General features: G+C 61.1%; 15 protein-coding genes and 3 pseudogenes. 10 read left to right on the forward strand and 8 right to left on the reverse strand.

Features of this window, described 5'->3' with window-relative positions:
- From ACHWRX_RS13500 to ACHWRX_RS13510, 3 genes and pseudogenes are all read left to right on the forward strand, one after another.
- Positions 1-272, forward strand: a pseudogene (locus tag ACHWRX_RS13500) (peptidase S10); the annotation flags it as partial.
- A gap of 77 nt (positions 273-349) precedes the next feature.
- Positions 350-1,846, forward strand: a complete 1,497-nt coding sequence (locus tag ACHWRX_RS13505; protein ID WP_394659579.1) for a hypothetical protein — start codon at positions 350-352, stop codon at positions 1,844-1,846.
- Entirely contained in the window at positions 1,843-3,378 is a 1,536-nt protein-coding gene (locus tag ACHWRX_RS13510; RefSeq protein WP_394659580.1) for a hypothetical protein, read from the forward strand. Before ACHWRX_RS13505 ends, ACHWRX_RS13510 begins: the two co-directional genes overlap by 4 nt.
- 424 nt (positions 3,379-3,802) lie before the next feature.
- On the opposite strand, the pseudogene ACHWRX_RS13515 reads toward ACHWRX_RS13510, so the two are convergent.
- The 3 genes and pseudogenes from ACHWRX_RS13515 to ACHWRX_RS13525 form a co-directional block, all read right to left on the reverse strand.
- Positions 3,803-4,261: pseudogene (locus ACHWRX_RS13515) on the reverse strand (efflux RND transporter permease subunit); the annotation flags it as partial.
- A 54-nt stretch (positions 4,262-4,315) separates the two neighbouring features.
- A pseudogene (locus tag ACHWRX_RS13520) lies at positions 4,316-4,702 on the reverse strand (efflux RND transporter permease subunit); the annotation flags it as partial.
- A 99-nt stretch (positions 4,703-4,801) separates the two neighbouring features.
- Positions 4,802-5,881: an efflux RND transporter periplasmic adaptor subunit gene (locus ACHWRX_RS13525; protein ID WP_394659581.1), complete on the reverse strand. Its 1,080-nt coding sequence runs from the start codon at positions 5,879-5,881 to the stop codon at positions 4,802-4,804.
- Positions 5,882-6,011: 130 nt separating this feature from the next.
- Here ACHWRX_RS13525 and ACHWRX_RS13530 point away from each other — a divergent pair, with 130 nt between their 5' ends.
- Together ACHWRX_RS13530 and ACHWRX_RS13535 are read left to right on the forward strand one after the other, a co-directional pair.
- Positions 6,012-6,449: a response regulator gene (locus ACHWRX_RS13530; protein WP_394659582.1), complete on the forward strand. Its 438-nt coding sequence runs from the start codon at positions 6,012-6,014 to the stop codon at positions 6,447-6,449.
- Between the two features lie 29 nt (positions 6,450-6,478).
- Positions 6,479-6,976 (forward strand): sensor histidine kinase, encoded by a 498-nt coding sequence (locus tag ACHWRX_RS13535; RefSeq protein ID WP_394659583.1) that lies wholly within the window; start codon positions 6,479-6,481, stop codon positions 6,974-6,976.
- 356 nt (positions 6,977-7,332) lie between these two features.
- Here ACHWRX_RS13535 and ACHWRX_RS13540 read toward each other — a convergent pair whose 3' ends face one another.
- The 4 genes from ACHWRX_RS13540 to ACHWRX_RS13555 form a co-directional block, all read right to left on the reverse strand.
- A complete protein-coding gene (locus ACHWRX_RS13540; protein ID WP_394659584.1) occupies positions 7,333-8,691 on the reverse strand; it encodes a PepSY-associated TM helix domain-containing protein in 1,359 nt (452 codons plus the stop codon).
- On the reverse strand, positions 8,685-10,706 hold the full coding sequence (locus ACHWRX_RS13545) for a TonB-dependent receptor family protein (protein ID WP_394659585.1): 2,022 nt from the start codon (positions 10,704-10,706) through the stop codon (positions 8,685-8,687). Before ACHWRX_RS13545 ends, ACHWRX_RS13540 begins: the two co-directional genes overlap by 7 nt.
- Positions 10,707-10,852: 146 nt before the next feature.
- Entirely contained in the window at positions 10,853-11,188 is a 336-nt protein-coding gene (locus tag ACHWRX_RS13550) for a hypothetical protein (protein WP_394659586.1), read from the reverse strand.
- A gap of 491 nt (positions 11,189-11,679) precedes the next feature.
- Positions 11,680-12,111: a PaaI family thioesterase gene (locus ACHWRX_RS13555; RefSeq protein WP_394659587.1), complete on the reverse strand. Its 432-nt coding sequence runs from the start codon at positions 12,109-12,111 to the stop codon at positions 11,680-11,682.
- A gap of 152 nt (positions 12,112-12,263) precedes the next feature.
- Here ACHWRX_RS13555 and ACHWRX_RS13560 point away from each other — a divergent pair, with 152 nt between their 5' ends.
- The 4 genes from ACHWRX_RS13560 (at position 12,264) to ACHWRX_RS13575 (ending at position 16,320) form a co-directional block, all read left to right on the forward strand.
- Positions 12,264-12,386 carry a hypothetical protein gene (locus ACHWRX_RS13560; RefSeq protein WP_394659588.1) on the forward strand — a complete coding sequence of 41 codons (123 nt, stop codon included), beginning with the start codon at positions 12,264-12,266 and terminating at the stop codon, positions 12,384-12,386.
- Between the two features lie 260 nt (positions 12,387-12,646).
- Positions 12,647-13,273, forward strand: a complete 627-nt coding sequence (locus tag ACHWRX_RS13565) for a TetR/AcrR family transcriptional regulator (RefSeq protein ID WP_394659589.1) — start codon at positions 12,647-12,649, stop codon at positions 13,271-13,273.
- A 291-nt stretch (positions 13,274-13,564) separates the two neighbouring features.
- Positions 13,565-14,767: an acyl-CoA dehydrogenase family protein gene (locus ACHWRX_RS13570; RefSeq protein WP_394659590.1), complete on the forward strand. Its 1,203-nt coding sequence runs from the start codon at positions 13,565-13,567 to the stop codon at positions 14,765-14,767.
- Positions 14,768-15,009: 242 nt separating this feature from the next.
- Positions 15,010-16,320 carry a hypothetical protein gene (locus ACHWRX_RS13575; protein WP_394659591.1) on the forward strand — a complete coding sequence of 437 codons (1,311 nt, stop codon included), beginning with the start codon at positions 15,010-15,012 and terminating at the stop codon, positions 16,318-16,320.
- A 96-nt stretch (positions 16,321-16,416) separates the two neighbouring features.
- On the opposite strand, the gene ACHWRX_RS13580 is transcribed toward ACHWRX_RS13575, so the two are convergent.
- Complete coding sequence (locus ACHWRX_RS13580; RefSeq protein ID WP_288487020.1) at positions 16,417-17,556, reverse strand: amidohydrolase family protein; 1,140 nt, start codon at positions 17,554-17,556, stop codon at positions 16,417-16,419.
- Positions 17,557-17,887: 331 nt separating this feature from the next.
- On the opposite strand from ACHWRX_RS13580, the gene ACHWRX_RS13585 reads away from it, so the two are divergent.
- Positions 17,888-18,112 (forward strand): AMP-binding protein (locus ACHWRX_RS13585; RefSeq protein ID WP_394659592.1); only part of this gene is annotated, 225 nt, incomplete at its 3' end.

The raw sequence follows: 18,112 nt of genomic DNA on the forward strand, positions 1-18,112 counted from the left end.
CGTTCATCAATCCGGCTCCGAAGCTCGGCGCGGCGATGACACGAAACCCGGGCATGCGCCTGTTCGTCGCATCGGGCTATTACGACTTCTCGTCGCCCGTATCGTCGGCCCAGTACAATATCGGCCATGGTGGGATTCCGTTGGATCGCACGACGATGAGATATTATCCGACCGGGCACATGATGTATCTCGACAGCGAGCATCGCCGGGCGTTGCTGGATGACATGCGCGCCTTCATCGTGGCGACACTCGACGCCCAGGCAGTTCGATAATGGCCCGTATGCGTTGCGGCAGGATGGGTCGATCTGCCTTAGCGCTGCTGACGCTCGGGCCAATAGTCGTTGCTCCTGTGCAGGCGACCGGCCGGTCCGGCATCTTACCCCCCGAAAGCAGACGCCAGCACGATGTCACGGTGAACGGACAGCGTCTTACCGTCGTTGCCGCGCTCGAACGCTATCCGGCGCAGGGGCGATCCGGTCGGCCGTTGGGCAGCATCTATCTGACCAGCCTGACCGCACATTCGGGTGATAGCCGGCGGCCGGTGATCTTCGCGTTCAATGGTGGCCCGGGTTCGAGCAGCGCCTACCTCAACCTCGGGATGTTGGGCCTGCGGCGCGTCCAGGTCAGCGGCCCGAAGGCGCGCGGACCAACTGGCACCATCGTCGACAATCACGACACCCCGCTCGACGTCGCCGATATCGTTCTGATCGATCCGATCGGCACCGGCTTCAGTCGGCTCGCCTCGCGAGGCGCGGCGGGCGAGGCCTTTTCGGCGGTCGGCGATGCCGCCTACATTGCCGGTGTCATCCGGCAATGGCTGAAGCGGCATCATCGTGAGGCCGCTCCCGCGTTCCTGGCGGGCGAGAGCTACGGGGCACAGAGGGTCGCCAGCATCCTACGCGTGTTGAGCTGCGACGGGGAACGACACTGCACGCCACTCGCCGTCGAAGGCGCGATCCTCATCTCGCAGTCAATCGAAATCGTGAATACGTTGCAGCGACCGGGTAACGTCACAGGAATCGCGGCGGGCTTTCCGACAATTGCGGCGCTCGCCTGGTATCACAGGAAAGTTGACCGGCACGATCGCTCGGTAGACGGCGTCGTAGCTGACGCCCTTGCATTCTCTTCGATTTACCTCTCCGCGCTGTATCGCGAAAATTCATTGTCCGTGGACGAGCGAAGCGCGATCGCAGGCCAACTTGCCGCCTTCAGCGGCCTTGCGCCTGCCTTTTTCCAGAAACATCTGTCGATCACCAAGGACGAATATCGTCACGAGGCCTTCCGTCCGACGGGACAGGTGCTCGGAACCTACGACGCGCGTTATCTTGGTCCAGTCAATGGCGCGGGCGATCCGTCGACGAACGCGCTGGATGCGGTGATCGCAGCAAAGCTGTCGCGCGTGCTCAACGAAGGCGTCGGGGTGCCGGCATCGTACAGCTACCGCGTATACAACGACGCGCTGGACGGGCGCTGGACCTACGCGCCGGTCGCAACGCCGTTTTCTAAATACGATTATGCCGGTGAATTCGCCGCTGCACTCCGGATCAACCCCGCGCTCAAAGTGCTGGTGGCGGGCGGCCTTTACGATACCGCAGCCAGCGTTGGTGCGGATGCTTTCCTTTTGAATCAATGGTCGGTGCCAGAGACTCAAACGCTCAGCGTCCATTATCCGGCAGGTCACATGTTCTACCTTGACGATGCCAGCAGGGTAGACTTCGCGCGTGCCATTCGATGCTTCGTTGGCAGCCGTTCGATCGCGGTATGTCGAGCTGCGGCGCAAAGCCGGGGCATACCACCGGGGATCGGGTCGCTTCCCTCCCAAGGCCAGCAGGATCTCGCACAGTGAAGTATCTTATCCAAACCGCGCTCATGGTCGTGGCTTGTGCCAGCGTATCACAAGGCAATGCGGATGCCGGAACCGCCGCCCGCGCAGTGCCTCCTCTCCGGTCGGCAACGCGCCAGTCAGAAGCGATCCTTCGCGGTCGTACAAATCGATACACCATCACTGCCCAGGAAAGTCCGATCAGCATCACGCCGGGAGCGTCCCGGCCGGACGCGACGATGTTCTCGGTCAGTTATCTGCGGCAAAGCGCCAATCCCGCCGCCCGCCCCGTCATGTTCGTCTTCAATGGAGGGCCGGGATCGTCCGCCTCTGGTCTTCACGATGCATTCGCGCCGAAAAAGGTCGTCAGTCGCAATCCCGATATGGCGGTCCGATCGGTCGGGACCTACGTCGACAACAACGGCAGTCCATTGGACGCGACCGACCTCGTGTTCATCGACCCGCCCGGCACCGGCTACGGACGCGAATTTACGGCGGGTGCGGTGCGGCACTTCTCCTCTGTCCGCGATGATGCGAAAGTCATGGCGGACTTCATGGCGCGATGGCTGGAGCAGCATGGACGACGAGGATCACCCAAGCTGATCGCCGCAGAGAGCTACGGCGGCGTCCGCTTGGGCCTCGTTGCCGCCGAACTCGGCCGGCGGACGCGGCCGATACTGTTTGACGGCTATTTGCTGATTTCCCCCAGCACATTGGCCGTCGAAGACGATGAAAAAGCGCGCGGGTTCATCGCCAATGCGGTCGGCGCACTGCCGAGCCTGGCGGCTGCAGCGGCTTATTACCATAAAGGCGCCTATTCCACACTTCCGGCGGACGAGTTGCAGCGCAAAGCCTTCGCGTTTGCCCAAGGCCGCTATCGCGCGGCGCTCGAGCGCAAGGAGCGTCTGTCGCCGGTCGATCGTGCGCGGGTCGCGGACGACGTTTCGGCATTCACCGGCGTGCCATCGGCGCAGATTGATCGATCATCGCTCGTCGTCCCGATCGATGCCTTCGTCAAACTCTTGCTGGCCGACAGAGCGGAGCGCATCGGCCTCGGCGACTCTCGGGCACATGCGCTGCTTGCGCTGACCGGGAAGGCGCCTCCACCGTATGACGATCCATCGACCTCGCGCTGGACGATGAATTTCAGCTGGGACGATGCCATAGACGGCTATTTCAGGAATGCCGTCGGCTATCCGGTCACTTCGACCTATGTCCGCTACAACGGGGCGGTGTACGATTCCTGGCGATGGAATGCTTTGCCCGCGGAGCAGCATATCGCGTCCATTCTGATGGCCCAGATCAATCGCGATCGATCGAGTGCCCTGCTCGCGCTCGGCTATTATGACCTGATCATCCCTTACGAACTGCCGCTGCATGATTACCGCGCTGCGGCTGGCGGGTCACAGCGCCTCACGGTGCGCCTCTTTGCGGCAGGCCACGCGGTCTTCAACGACGCGACGGCGCAACGAGAGGCGGGCGAGGCGCTGCGCAACCTCATCGGCCAGAGCATCACAAACCACGCGGCGCGGTTGGCAGCGAGGAAGCGCCTCTAACGGTGTATCGGTTCGACATAGCCGCTGACGGCGTCTCATGCACCTTCGTCGCCTACCGCTTGGCGGCATCCTGTGCCTTTGCGATCGACCCGTTCCAATCGGGCAAACGTCTCTCACGCTGCAGCGTGCGACACTCGCCAGTTTCATAGCCTACCGTGAACGTGCCCCCAATCACGAGCGCAACGGGAACGATACTTGATGCCTTATTCATGCAACTAGAAAGCATTTTGAACGTCCGGTTCCAAGGTCGCGAAATGCCTTCGCGAACGGCGTAGATTGGGCGGGAGCGGCCGCCTTAGACGAAGCTGCCCTGCTCATCGACCACGCTCGAATAATAGCGTGCGCTCACCGTCAGTTCCAGGCGATCCAAGAAGGCACGACGCAGAGTCGTCTGCCCATTTGGATGTCGTTGGTCGTCAGCGGCTGGCCGCAGCCCCACTTTCGCGGCGGCGAGCGCCGCATCGACCAAGCTCATCCCCACCTCGCGATAGCGCTTGGCGAACTCGACGATCAGGATCGCGTTCTTGGCGCTCAAGCCGATGATGGTAATCAAGCCGACGCGGAAGAAGATGTCGTTCGCCATGCCCCGCAGCATGACAGCGGCCACCGCGCCGGTCAGGCCCAAGGGCACCACCAGCATCACCGCCGCCGGGATCGACCAGCTTTCATAAAGTGCGGCCAGGACCAGGAACACGACGAGCAGTGACAGGGCGAGCAACATGGGTGCTTGAAATCCCGCTTCACGTTCCTGCAAGGAGGCGCCAGTTCACTCGACCGCGAAGCCACGGGGAAGGTTGGCGGCGAGTTCCTCCATCGACTTCATCGCGTTCCCACTGGACACGCCGGACGCAGGCGAGCCGGTGATGCTGATCGAAGGATAGCCTGCCACCAGCATCACCGACACCGTGCCGAGCAGCGCGATGGGGGCGACAATAGCAGGAATGAGCGTGTAGCGGATGTTCTGCAGGAACAGGTACATCACCAGGAATACCAGGACCATCGCCTCGACGAGAGTATGCAGCACCTTCTCGATCGAGATCCGCACGAATGGGGCGGTGTCGAACGGCGCGGACCAGCTGACGCCGCGCGGAAAAGCGCGCGAAAGCTCGGCCATGCGTTCGTTCACGGCCTTTGACATCGCGACCGCATTGGCGCCGGGAGACAACTGGATCGCGGCGGCGGCGGCGACTTTACCGTGCTCGCGCGTGGCGGTGCCGAAACTCTGCCGCCCCAATTCGATGCGCGCCACCTTGTCGAGCGTCACTGATGAACCGTCCGTGTTAGCCTTGAGGATGATGCCGGCGAAGTCTTCGGGCGTCTTCAGCTGGCCAACTGCGGCAGTGCGATGGCACCCAGCAGGATAATGGCGATAGCGATAACCCAGGCGAAGATCGGGCGGTCGATAAAAAAACGCGCCATCGGCTCAGCGCCCGCGCCAAGGCATGGGTTTGACCGGGGTGCCAATCTGCACCCGATCCTGCCCCTCGACGATCACCTGTTCGCCGGCGCGAAGGCCCGAAAGGACGAGGATGCGGCCGCCAACGACATCGCCCGCCGTCACGCGGCGGACGTGTACCCGATCCTGCTGTCCCACCACGCTGACCTGAGCCTGCCCGCGGGCATCGCGGGTCACCGCCTGCTGTGGTACGCTGAGCGCACCGGCAGCGACGAGGCGGGGCAGGCGGGCGCGTACGAACATGCCCGGCAGCAGCCGCTCACCCGGGTTATCGACGGCGACGCGCACCAATACGTCGCCGGTGCCCGGATCTACCGCTATGCCAGAGAACAGGACATGGCCTTTCACGGGATGCACCTGGCTGCTCGCGGTCACGATCTCGACAAGGGCATCGGTCTCACCGGCCGCGCGCAAGTTGGCGAAGCGATCCGCTGGTTGGCGCAGGTCGACATAAACGCAGTCGATCTGCTGGACAACCACCAGGGGATTAACGTCGGCTACCGTCACCAATGCGCCTTCTGTGACAGCGGCTGCGCCGATGCGACCAGCGATTGGAGACGTCACGCGCGAAAAGCCGACGTCGAACTGCCGGCGTCGCAGCGTCGCGCGGGCCTCCGCGACCTCGGCCGCCGCCTGATCGCGCGCGGCGACGGCGTCGTCATAGCCCTGGCGGCTGATCGCATCCGCCGCGACTAGCGCCTTCAGCCGTCCCGCTTGTGCGCGTGCTCGTGACAGCGCCGCCGAAGCCTTTTGCAGCGTGGCGCGCGTGGTATCTTTATCCGCGCGATAGGGCGCTGGGCTGATCTGAAACAGCGGTTGGCCGGCGTGGATCATCGCGCCCTGCTGAAAGAGCTGCCGCTGGACGATCCCGCCCACTTGCGCTCGAATTTCTGCGGTCCGCCACGCAACAACCCGTCCCGGCAATTCATCGGCCACGCTGGCTGGGGCTGGCTGAGTTGCAGCGGTCAGCACCTCCACCTCATCGGGTTTGGCGGCGGGCGCTTCGGTAACGCACGCGGCAAGCAGCGGGGCCAACAGCAGCGGCATCAGAGCGTTTCGAAAGGGCATGACGTTCATGAGGCCCTATTGGCCCGCCGCATTGTCGTTACGTCGAGGTTGTGTGGAGATTGTGTTGAGGCTCTGGCCGGCAACGCGAGCCGGTTGCTATCGCCTCGGCATGAGCCCGCTCGCCCTGATCGCCGAAGACGACAAGGACATCGCCGATATCCTCCGCGCTTATCTGGAGCGAGAAGGATTCAGGACGGTTCAGGCAGCGGATGGTCGCACGGCATTGGATGTTCATCTAGCATTGCGGCCCGACATCATTCTGCTCGACATCACCATGCCGCTGGTCGACGGATGGGAGGTGCTATCCAAAGTGAGACGCCGCGGCGGAACTCCCATAATCGTTATCACCGCGCTGGATCAGGATCTCGACAAGCTTCAGGCTCTGCGGATTGGCGCGGACGCGATGGCCGCTCGATTGCAGCGCATGGCCGACGACGTCAGCGTCTGGAATGCTCAGATCGCGCATGAACTGCGTACGCCGCTCACGATCCTGCAGGGGCGCCTGCAGGGGGCAAAGGACGGCGTCTCCCACTCGACGCACCCCTGATCGACGGTTTGCTGAAGCAGGTCTCCGGCTTGACCCGCTTGGTCGAAGATCTCCGTAGTGTCAGCCTGGCGGGCAGCGGTCAGCTAGAATTGTTGTTGATTGAAGTCGACTTGTCCTCGGAAGTCGTTGATATGGCACCGACGCTGACATTGATGTTGGAGCCGGTTGGATTTTCGCTGAAGCTGGATCTCCACCCCTGCACGGCTCGGGCCGATATCGGCCGCATTCGGCAGGCAATCCTGGCGCTCGTCGACAATGCCAGCCGACACGCGGACCCTTGCGTGTTGACAATATCCACAAGCGGCGTGAACGGTGAAGCGTCGATTACGGTCGCTGATGCAGGACTAGGACTTCCGCACGACCTCGTACGGGACGCGTTCAGTCAGTTTGTGCGTGGCACGCAGTCACAGGGAGGATCAGGGCTTGGTCTGGCGGTTGTTCGAGGAATAGCTCGAGCACATGGAGGTGATGTGCATTATGAAGCCGATAGCGGCGTATTTGCCTTCGTTATGAAATGGCCGACATAGCGGCTCGATCGCTTCATGCTGGTGCGGCCGGGTCGCTGAAGCGGAGTGAAAGGGGCATATTGCAGACGGCTTTTTGTCCCGATGCGGCCATACCGGCCGCTTCCTCATCCGCATTACCAAGACCTGCTCTTATCGAGGGCCGCGCCCGCACTAGCGTTGAATATCTCCGCATCTAGGCTTAAAATCGGACGATCGCCTACTGGCGATGCCGTTCAAAAAGCCAGTGTGCAGTCGGGGTGACGGTCTGATTCAGCATCAATATGCTAAATGGTGCCAATCGACGATGGGCGAGCGCAGGGTAAATCAGTGTGCAGCCCCCGGCGATCAAAGCCACCGGAGGTCGGGCTTCGCACGGCCTATTTACCCGGCGTTTCATTCTGCAAAACGGCAAGACGCCCGCCATGGCGGGCGACGAATCGGTCGATGATCAGCAAGACAAGCACTGATGCGCCGAACAATGGCAGCAACAGCGCCAGCACCACCACGACTGCTGTCACCCAGGGCTTGCTGGCTGCTCCGGTCGCAGGTGGCGCACCGATACCGTCGGCCGGCTTTCGTTTCAGCCACATCGCTATGCCGAGGACGCTGATCGTGATTAGGGCAATGGCAGTGAGCACGCCGATCAGCTGGTTCGCCCAGCCCAGCAGCTGCCCTTCGTGCCACGCGATGCCTGTGTTGACGACCCGGTCAACGATATGTTGGTCGCGAAAGCTGCGTCGTCCGGTTTCCGCTCCGGTGACCGGATCAAAAGTCACTTGTCGCCCCAACCACCGGTTTTGGGCCTCTGATTTCGCGGTCCATTCATTGCCGGTCGGCGGACCGAAACGCTGCGGGGTATGGGGGGGGATAACCAGCGCTGGAAATGCCAGATGCTGATCGCGCGCTTTCGAAACGAATACCGACAAAGGCAGCCCGTCCGCTGGCGCGGTCGACGGCATGGCCATCGGCATCAGGGGATGATGCCCGGCATGGCCGCCATCGACGCCAACCTTCCAGTCCTGCGGCCCTTTGACCAAGCCAAGCTCGGTCCGCACCAGTTTAAGGGCGCTGCCCCAGACGCCAACCCACGGAAGGCCGCTGGCCAGCATCGCTAGAACTAGCCCAGCGATCCAGAATCCGGTTACGCGATGGACATCCTTGAGTAACGGCCGACCTCTTAAAGAAAGGCGGGGCCAAAGGGTGCCGGCGAGCCGAAATGGTCGCGGCCACCAAAGATAAAGACCGCTCAAGATCATGACGATCGTCCAACTCGAGGCGAGTTCGACGAGCCAGTCGCCAACATTGCCCAGCAGCAGCGAGCCATGAATGCGGGCCACGGTCTCCGAAATCCTGGTGGTCGGATCGCGAATTCCCAGCACTTTGCCTTGGGGCGAGACGAAGACGTCTCGCTGCGCGCCGTCGTGCGCGATTACATGAATCATCGCGGCATCGCCTGGTCGCTCGGGCAGGCGGTAATAGTTGAATTGCATGCCCGGGGTTGCGGCAAGTGCGACCGTCAGCTGTCTGTCCGGTGCTACAGCGTCCGACATGGAAAGCCCGTGGTAGGACCGTTCTTCCCACCGATCTATCTGAGGCTTGAACAGGTAGATCGCACCCGTCACCGAGAGTATCAGGATGAAGGGCAGCACGAACAACCCGGCATAGAAATGCCAGCGCCAGATCGTGCGATAGGCGGTGCTCGCCGGTGATGGTACCGGCCCGGTGCGCGTTACCATGTGACGCGCACTCCGCCGAATGCTGCGCGACCTGTGCCCGGGTTGAAAAGCTCTGAATCTGCGCTGGCAACCCCAGCGACCGCGACGGTGGCGATATAGCGTTTGTCAGTCAGGTTGCGGCCTTCGACGTAGACCGACCAATGCTTGCCGGCATCGAACCCGGCTTTGAGGTTCAGCAGCGCATAGGGATCGACAGTCAGCGTGTTGGCATTGTCGGCAAAATAATGGCCCGGTGCCCATTCGACATTGGGGCCGGCATAGACACCGCTGGAATGCTTGTAGAGCAGTTCTGCACGCAGATAATGCTTGGGAATGCCAGGCAGTTGATTGCTGCCGTAATTGGGGTCGTCATCGAATGTGAAGTCGCTGTAGGTATAAGCGGCGTTCAGCATCAGCTTGTCTCCCGACGCCGAGACGGGGATATCGCCGGTCAGCCCGGCCTCGATGCCTCGATGGATGGTGCGACCGGCATTGATGATAGAGCAGGCATTGAATGGCCCTGTCGTAAGGCACTGCAGTTCATCGCGAATTATCGAATTGTAGAGCGAGATGTCCCAGCCGACCACGCCGCTATGTCCGCGTGTGCCGATTTCAAAGGTCGTTGCGCGTTGTGGCTTGAGGTTGACGGCGGTGATGACATTCGCGTCATAGCTCGGCAATTCGGCACTACGCGAAATATTCGCGAAGGCCTGAGTTCCTGGAGCAATATCCCAGAGCGTGCCGACCTTGGGGCTCCACAGGCTGAAGTGCTTGCGACCCGACTGGTCGCCATTCGACAGGAAGCGGTCGCGACGGTCGCGGACGGCATCGAGATATTGCGCGCCCGCAACAAGCGATAGTTTTGGCAGGATGAACAGGGAATCTTCTGCATAGAACGACAGGTTGCGCGATCTATCGATCATGGAGGCGGCCAGGGCACCCTTGGTCGCGGCGATATTCACATACTGATTGGTGTCGATCTTGCCGTTGTGGACACTGGTGCCAACGATCAGCCGATTGCGCGTACCGCCGATCGAGCGATCATCCACGATACGTGCAAATACGCCATAATCATCGACCGTGAAGTCGATATACTGGAAGATCGGATGGTCAACGTGGCGCCAGTTGTAGAAGGCGCCGACCTCTAGCGCCGTGTCGCCGAAGCTGAAGCGGGTCTTGTTAAACACGCGAAGCGAATCGACGTTGCGTTGCTGGTCCTGCGCTACCCAGACGGGATTGGCGACGCGGGGACTGGTAAGTGCAGACGTCTTGCTCACTTCGCCCGGAATGTGCTGGTTGGTGGTCGCCCCTGTCACATAGAAGCGCGTTTCGGCGTTAGGGGAGAAGCGATAGCCAACATTGAAATTGCCGCGGATCGCATTGCCGTTGCTATGATCGCGATAGCCCTTGTTGGACTGCGCAGATACGGTCGCGAAATAATCGAGATCGCCCACAGTCCCGCCGGTGCTGGCTTGGCCCTTGATATAGCCGAAGCTGCCGCTGTCAATGCGCGCGTCGAGCGGTGCGGCGTCGCGCCCGGTGGGCGTAACAAGATTGATGGCGCCGCCCAGCGCATTGGAGCCGTAGCGCAGAGCGTTGCCACCACGATATATCTCGACATAGCGATAGGCACTGGGGTCAATCTCAAAGAAATCGAAAAGACCATCCGAGGTGTTCATCGGAATACCATCGATCAGCACGCTTATGCCGCGAATGCCATAAGCGCGTGACAGACCCGAGCCACGGATCGAGACGCGGGCGTCGTCACCCATACGTGTCTGGGTGATGACGCCTGGAACGTAATTCAGGATATCCTTGATGTGCTGGACCGGCGTGTTCTTGAAAGCAGTGTCGGGCACGATGTCGACGCCGCCCGGCGTGCGCATGATCGCGGCGGTCGCCTCGGCGGTGGTCGGGGTGGCGGTGACGATGATGTCCCCGGATCGTCCGGTCTCGGCGCGGGAAGGAGCGGTGTCTTGAGCCATGGCTGGGGGCGCGGCCATAGAGGCGGCCAGTGCAATGATAAATGTCTTCACGGGTTTTCCCTGGATCTCGTGATCGTCGGGCTGACGAGGGTCAGTCGCCCGACGCGCGGCCTTTTACGGCCATGGTCACGCGGATGCGCGCCGACCCCGGGAGGGAGAGGCGCATACAAGTGCAGCCGCCGACGCGACGTTTGAGATCAGTAGAAAGGTGGACCTCTTAAGGGCGGGCGCAGATGAGGCGGCGCGGTCGAATTCGGTAGCGCCATCGAACGCAGGCCGAGAACCAGGATAAACAGGATGGTGATTGCCAGCAGAAGCGGATCGGCACCGGTAAGCGCTGGCGCTGAAAGACCGGCAAAGATACAAGGCTGCTCGGCCTTGTCTTGGTGACCGCTTCCATCCGACTTGCCATGCTGCAGGCCGGGAATCGGCATTGCCATCGTCATCGGCCCAGTGCCGGAGCAGATGCTGGCGACAATCTGATCGTTGGAGACAGTCGGCATGAAGCCGGCGGGAATGACGACTTTCATCATCAGCGCGAGCACAAGAATTGCGCCGGCAAAGGGCCTATTGGCAAGCACAAGATCACGCAGCCGATGCACAGGATGAGCTCGTACCCGTCAGGATTGGCCTTGTCATGCAAGAACGTGGGAGGGATGTTTTTTCGTTGTCGCGTTCGATGGTGAGGCAGGTTCCGGAAGCTCGTAGCGCGGTTCTCAATGTGCGCTATCCCGATTCGGGTCACGCGGTGCTGGACGAAGACGAAGCCAAACTTCGGCCCGCTGACGGTATTGGTCAGTCTAGCCGACGGCCTCGGCATTGGCGTGCCCATTACCGAGATGAGGCTCGAGAGGAATTAGAGAACCATAGGTATCGATCTGGCGGCGATGAGTGCGCTGTGGATGAGCGGGGAGGGCGCGTTAATAACGGGGCAGGCGATTGACAGAGACGGCGGAATCGCGATGAGGCCGCGATCTTGTTCCGTTCTGGCGCTAAAGCTCTCTCAACCTATTGCACCAAGCTTTTAGCGGATGGTCGGCACTACCTGGAACGTGGCACTGTAACGCATGAGGATCTTGCCCGATGTTCCGCCCTGGCGGACCAGGCCCGCCATGAACAGAACACTCTTGCCGGCGCGGATAACTTCGGTTTCGGCCTCAATCCAGTCTCCGGGTGCTGCCGGGCCGATAAAGTCGCTGGTCAGCGATGCTGTGACGATGCCCTTATCCGCCGGGCGACGGGCAATACCGGCCAGCGTCATCGATGTATCGGCAAGCATGAGGAACATGCCGCCGTGCATGTACGAACCTTTGTTGCGATGCTTCTCGTCCACTCGCATGCCGACGACGGTTCTGTCATCGCGCTCCATACCGTATAAAGGGCCGACCAACTCATGAAACGGGCCGAGCGGGTCAAGCAGCGTGAAGCCTTCGGGAATGTCGTCGGTCTGAGTCATCGATATCTCTGAAACGGGAAGGCGAGGCATCAGCCATGGTGGTGGGGCGCGTACTTCGTCAAGCACGGTGAGTGGCGATATTTCCCTTGCGATGCCGGCCGTATCGACCAGCCGAATGGCCAGTCGACGGGCGGGTCTTCGATGTCGTGCGCGTGAACCGGCTGGCAGACGCGATCCGCCATATCAACGGCGCTACGCTGATGGTCGGCATCTATCCCGACGTGCGCCGCGTGGACTTGCCCGATCGCCCGGCGACGCAAAGCTTGCGATGGTGACCCGGATCGGCGGCGCCGGGATAACCGAGGCGGGACTGCCGCATGATGGCTTCCTGCCGCTGCAGCGCTTCATCCGCTGGGTCAACGACGAGGATTGATCCCGGGCGGACATATTCGCTCGCGCCGCCGGGCCTCGGCAATCGCGGCGGCGGTCGCTAGCCGTTGGCGCTAAAAGCCGTCAACGTCGGAACGACTCAAGGATCGGGGGCAACCCTTGCTCTTGCTTGACACCCAGGCCCGCCTCTTCATTGGATGCCGGTATGCCTGCCACCGAATCCAAAACGAGCCCGCAAGCCATCATCGACACGGCCGAGCGCCTTTTTGGTGACCATGGCGTGCTAGGTGTTTCCATCCGCCAGATCGGGCAGGAGGCCAAGATGGCCAACAACTCGGCGATCAATTACCACTTCGGCGATCGGGCGGGGCTGGTTCGCGCGATCTGGGCGCACCGCTTGCCGGTTCTAGATCAGATGCGCACCGTCCTGCTTCAAGACCTTGAGCAGCAGGGCATGACCCAAGATCGCCACGGTGTCTTGCGCGCACTGATGCTGCCGACCTACCTTTATGTCGATGAGGATGGCGTCCATCGATATGCCGCCTTCTTTCGCAGCGTCATGCGATGGCGAGAAGGACGGCCGCTGCGCGCGCAGGAAATGCACGCCAGCCCGGCCAGTGAACGCGCACTGGGACTGGTGCAGGCCCTTGCGCCGGATTTACCGCACCAACTCATGATAGAACGACTGGTATACGCCAGCGGCGTTTTTCACGACATGATCATCGACCGTGATCACGCCATAGCTGAAGATCACGAGGTCGCCCCGGAAGATGCATTCCTGCACGAAGCGATCGACATGATGGTAGCCATGATCTTTCGCCCCGCACCTTGATCGGGGCAAGGCCGCGCGGAACTGTTTGCTCTTCATCTCTGCCGCTTCGTTTTGCAGCTTCGCTTTGAACTAAGGCCCCCCGGGGCCAAATGCGACAGGTACGCGATCAAGACGCATGACCTTGCGCGTGTACTATCCAATCGCAGGGGCGACATTGACGGGGGGCGGCTTTACACGCGGTCCTCACGGCCTCACTGCCGCTCGTGAGGGGCTTGGTGACAAGCTGGAATTTTGAAGGCCGCGGCGACGTGTGAAACGGATCAGGCGGCAAGCTGACGAGGAGTTTGGTGCATGAGCGGTGAAGCATATCCGGGTGTGGGTGCCGAAAAAACGGCAGAAATCGTCGCCAAGGTAGAGGCGTTCGTCCGTCACGTCGTGATCCCCTACGAAGTCGATCCACGCCAGGACGATCACGGGCCCACGGATGCGCTGATCGTTGAATTGAAGGAGAAGGCGCGCGAGGCCGGGGTGCTGACGCCGCACATCCTGCCCGATGGCCAACACCTTTCCCAGCGAGAGACGGCAGCAGTGCTCAAGGCTTCGGGGCTATCGATCCTGGGCCCGCAAGCCGTCAACACCGCCGCGCCTGACGAGGGCAACATGTTCCTGCTCGGCAAGGTCGGCAGCCCTGAGCTGAAAGAGCGTTTTCTCAAGCCTCTGGTGGAAGGGAAGGGACGATCCGCCTTCTTCATGACCGAACCCGCCGATGACGAGGGGGCAGGTTCGGACCCATCGATGATGAAGACCACCTGCCGCCGCGACGGCAATCACTGGATCATCAGTGGACGCAAGAAATTCATCACCGGGGCCGATGGAGCGATCGTGGGCATCATCATGGCCAAATCGATCGAGCCCGATTCCGAGGGTGGGGCCTGCATGTTCATGGTCGACCTGCCCGACCCCGCCATTCGCACCACACGGGTGCTGGGCACGATGGACGATTCGATGCCCGGCGGCCATGCGGAGGTGGAGATCGACGACTTGCGCGTTCCGGCTGACCAGATGCTGGGCGAAGCGGGGGAGGGGTTCAAGTACGCCCAGATCCGCCTTTCGCCTGCGCGCCTGTCCCACTGCATGCGCTGGTATGGGGCCGGCGTCCGCGCCCAGGAAATCGCCACGGACTATGTTAACCGCCGCAAGGCCTTCGGTAAGTTGCTGATCGATCACGAAGGTGTTGGCTTTATGCTGGCGGAAAACCTGATCGACCTGAAGCAGGCCGAACTGATGATCGATTGGTGTGCCGATGCGCTGGACAGCGGCTCGATCGGTACTGTCGAGTCTTCGATGGCGAAGGTCGCCGTGTCAGAGGCTTTGTCTCGCGTGGCGGATCGCTGCGTGCAGGTGATGGGTGGAACCGGGGTGACGCGCGACACCATGGTGGAAAAATTCTATCGCGAAATCCGCTGCTTCCGCATCTACGACGGGCCGACAGAGGTCCACAAGTGGAGCCTGGCGAAAAAGATCAAGCGCGATTGGAAGCACGCCAACGCCTGAATTCATCGCGGCGGCGGTCTCGTTATCGGACCGCCGCCGACGAGGGATTCAAGATTGCGACGCATGATCAGGGTTCCAGTGCTGGGGGGCACACCCGTAGTCATCACAGGCCCGATTTGTGTCGCTCAGCAGGCTGGGGTTCGCTCGCCGGGCGGTCAGCCCTTGCCTTAACAGGGAATAGCATCCATCATCCGCGCCATATAATCGCCCACGAGGGCTCTCTTTGATCAACGAACTGGCGTGTGACTTACGCCGTCTTCGTCGTGACAGCAGCACATATTGGGAGGGGTGAGGATGCGCCTGATAAGCCGATGACCAACGCTATTGCCACGCCGCAGCAATTTGCGGCCGAGCGCGATGTGGCCGCCATGTGGGAAACCGATGTCGTCAAGCGCGCCCGCGCGACGGTCGGCTATTCGTTCGCGATGGCCCACGGCATCGACGTGCCTGAGGATGAGCGCGAAACCTTCGATGCGGCAATGGATGAATATGTAACGAACTATCTATTCAAGGCCGCAGCCAGCGATGGCGCACATCCGCGTTTTGTCCGCGACTTCATGCCCGCATACGCATGGGACGGGCGACACGTCCACGGCGCGCGAATGGGCGGCGATAACCCAGATAATATCTATCAGCTTGCAGGCATCACCCACGGTGGACGATATCGCGTCACTGGCACGGCAACGGGAAAGCCACCGGCGCAAATAAGCCTGACGCTGACCGGCAATTATGGCACGTCAGTCACGATCCATACGCTGGAAAGCCACGAGTTGCAGTGCGACGCGGACGGTGGTTTCGTGTTGACGATCGATGATCGGCCAGCGGACGGCCGGCCGAACCATTTGACGACAGCGCCGCATGTGAAATTCCTGTTCGTGCGACAGTCACTTGAAGATTGGGCCACGGAATGCGGCTATGCCCTGGCGATCGAAAGGATCGACCCGGTCGACACTCCACCTCTGACCGTTGGACAGATGGCGGAGCAGGGCGCATTCCGCGCTGCCGAAGAAGTGCCACTTTACTTCTGGTTTCACCGACTTTTCAGCGGCTTGCCAGTCAACACCGTCAGGCCGCCGCTAATTTCGGCCAGTGTGGGTGGATTAGTGACGCAGGCCGGCGTCCAAGGCTGGTTCCAACTTGATGCCGATGACGTGGTGCTGATCCGATACCAGCCCGCAGGTGCCGCTTACGTTGCCTTGGAACTGACCGACTGGTGGTTCCGGTCCCTGGAAGCTGACCGTCGAACCTCCAGTCTGACCCGTGCGCAGTCGGTCGCGGATGAGGACGGCTGGATCACTGTCGTCCTGGCTCGGCGCGATCCCGGTGTCATGAACTGGCTTGATGCAGGCGATCGCGAGCGGGTTCTGTTTCTGGGGCGTTGGCAGGGTTTACCGTCGCAGGTCGTCGCTGGCGGACCGCAGATCGAAACGACCGTGATGAAGCGGGACGCGTTGCCGATGGCGTTGCTGGATCGTCAGGCAATCACGGCAGAAAGGCGCCAGCGGCAAATCGATGACAGGGTGGCCGCCTGGAACCAGCGCATCACTGTATAGCCAGATTTACCAAAAAAAAAGGCCCCTTTTCGAGCCTCTTTTCGCTTATAAATCGTAAGCGGCCGCCCCGGGTTTCCCAGGGGCGGCCCCCCAATATTACAGGTTCCAGAGCTTCTCAGCGTTGCGGCCGACGACGTCCTTGGCCTTTTCTTCGCCGAGCTCGTCGAAGATCTTTTTGATCTCGTTCCGGCTCTCCCCGAATACGCTCTCACCGTGCGGGTAGTCGCATGACCACAGCAGATTGTCGGTCAGGTCGTAATCGCGCGCCAGCTTCAGGCCAACTTCGTCCGACATGATCGCCGCGTAGCATTGACGGCGGAAGTAGAAGCTCGGCAGTTCCTTCAGCTTCGGGCGCATCTCGGTCTCATAGACCTGATAGACGCGATCAGCATCCTGAAGCGTCCAGGGAACCCAGCCAAAGCCGCCTTCGCAGAACACAACCTTCAGGTTGGGATGACGCTCGAGAATACCCGAGAATGCCAGCAGCGACCACAGCGGGCGATAGGGGCCGAGGTTCTTGGTCAAGTTCGCGCCGACGGCACCCTTGCCGCGGAATTCCAGGTATGCACCGATGTGGAACATCACAGGGATCCCGCTCTCGGCGATCGCTTCCCACATAGGCTCCATCGCCGAGGAGTTGTAAGGGACGTTCTTGGGCGCCGACGGGATTTCCAACGCCTTCAAACCCCAGCCCTTCATTTTCTTGAGATATTCGGCAGTATCTTCGGGCTTGTAGATTGTGGGCAGAATGCCGACGCCAACAAGGCGATCCGGGTTGACGGCACAGAATTCACCCAGCCATTCGTTGTAGGCATCCATGCAGCGTGTAAAGAACGCCTTGTCTTCCATGCGCACCAGGCTCATCGCGCGGCTGTGGAAGAACAGCGAGGTGTCGATACCCTCCGCGTCCATGTCCTTCAAGCGCTCCACGGGGTCCCACATGCCGGGACGGCCTTCGCCAATGTGCGAATCCAAGCCGGGAACGTCATAGTCCTGACCATCCACCGACATGTGCCAGCGGTTATCATCGTCCATCCACAGCTTGGGCGCGCGAGCTTTGTCGTCACCCTTCAGGCGCTTTTCCCAAAGCCCGGCTTCTTCCATGCCATGATCGTCGACGGAAATGATGCGAGTGCCTGCAGGCGGGCGCCAGCCGCTATCCTTGCTTTCGCGGTGCATCGGCCAAGCGATACCGCCCAGCGATTCATCTTTCGAAATTGTACCGAGATTGTCCATTTCCGCCTTCTCCAGTCCCTAGATCATTTTTACTCAATATATTCACCTAGTGAGTAATGTATTCAACATAGAAGATCGGCTTGGTTTTGTCAAAGGCGAAAGGAGTCTCCCATGGGCATGCGTAAAACCCCAGCAAGGCCGCATCTTCTGCCAAAGACCAGACTGGCTTGGCGACTGGGGACGATCCAAACGCGGTGAACGAGAATCGCGGCTGCGATATCTGGCTGGGTGGTTGCCTAGACGTGTCGGTTGGGTGGATGGATGGCCGCCACAGGTCGGTCCGCCACGGCCCCGATACGGGGAGTGCGGACCATATCGAGGGAAGTGGAAAGTGACTGACGAGTATGCCGGTTTCAAAATCGGCCTGGACCACACGCTCCCCAAGGTGATCGCGCATGTCGCGCGAGCCTATGGCGACAAGCCGTTCTGCGTAGATGAGAGCGGCAGAGTTACCAGCTTCGCTGCATTCGAACGCCGCGTGGCCGGTCTGGGGGCTCGCTTGCTGGACCTTGGCGTCCGCATGGGCGATCGCGTGGCAATCCTGGCGCCCAATTCC

Origin of the sequence: uncultured Novosphingobium sp., assembly GCF_964277725.1 — a bacterium.
GTDB classification, from domain to species: domain Bacteria; phylum Pseudomonadota; class Alphaproteobacteria; order Sphingomonadales; family Sphingomonadaceae; genus Novosphingobium; species Novosphingobium fluoreni.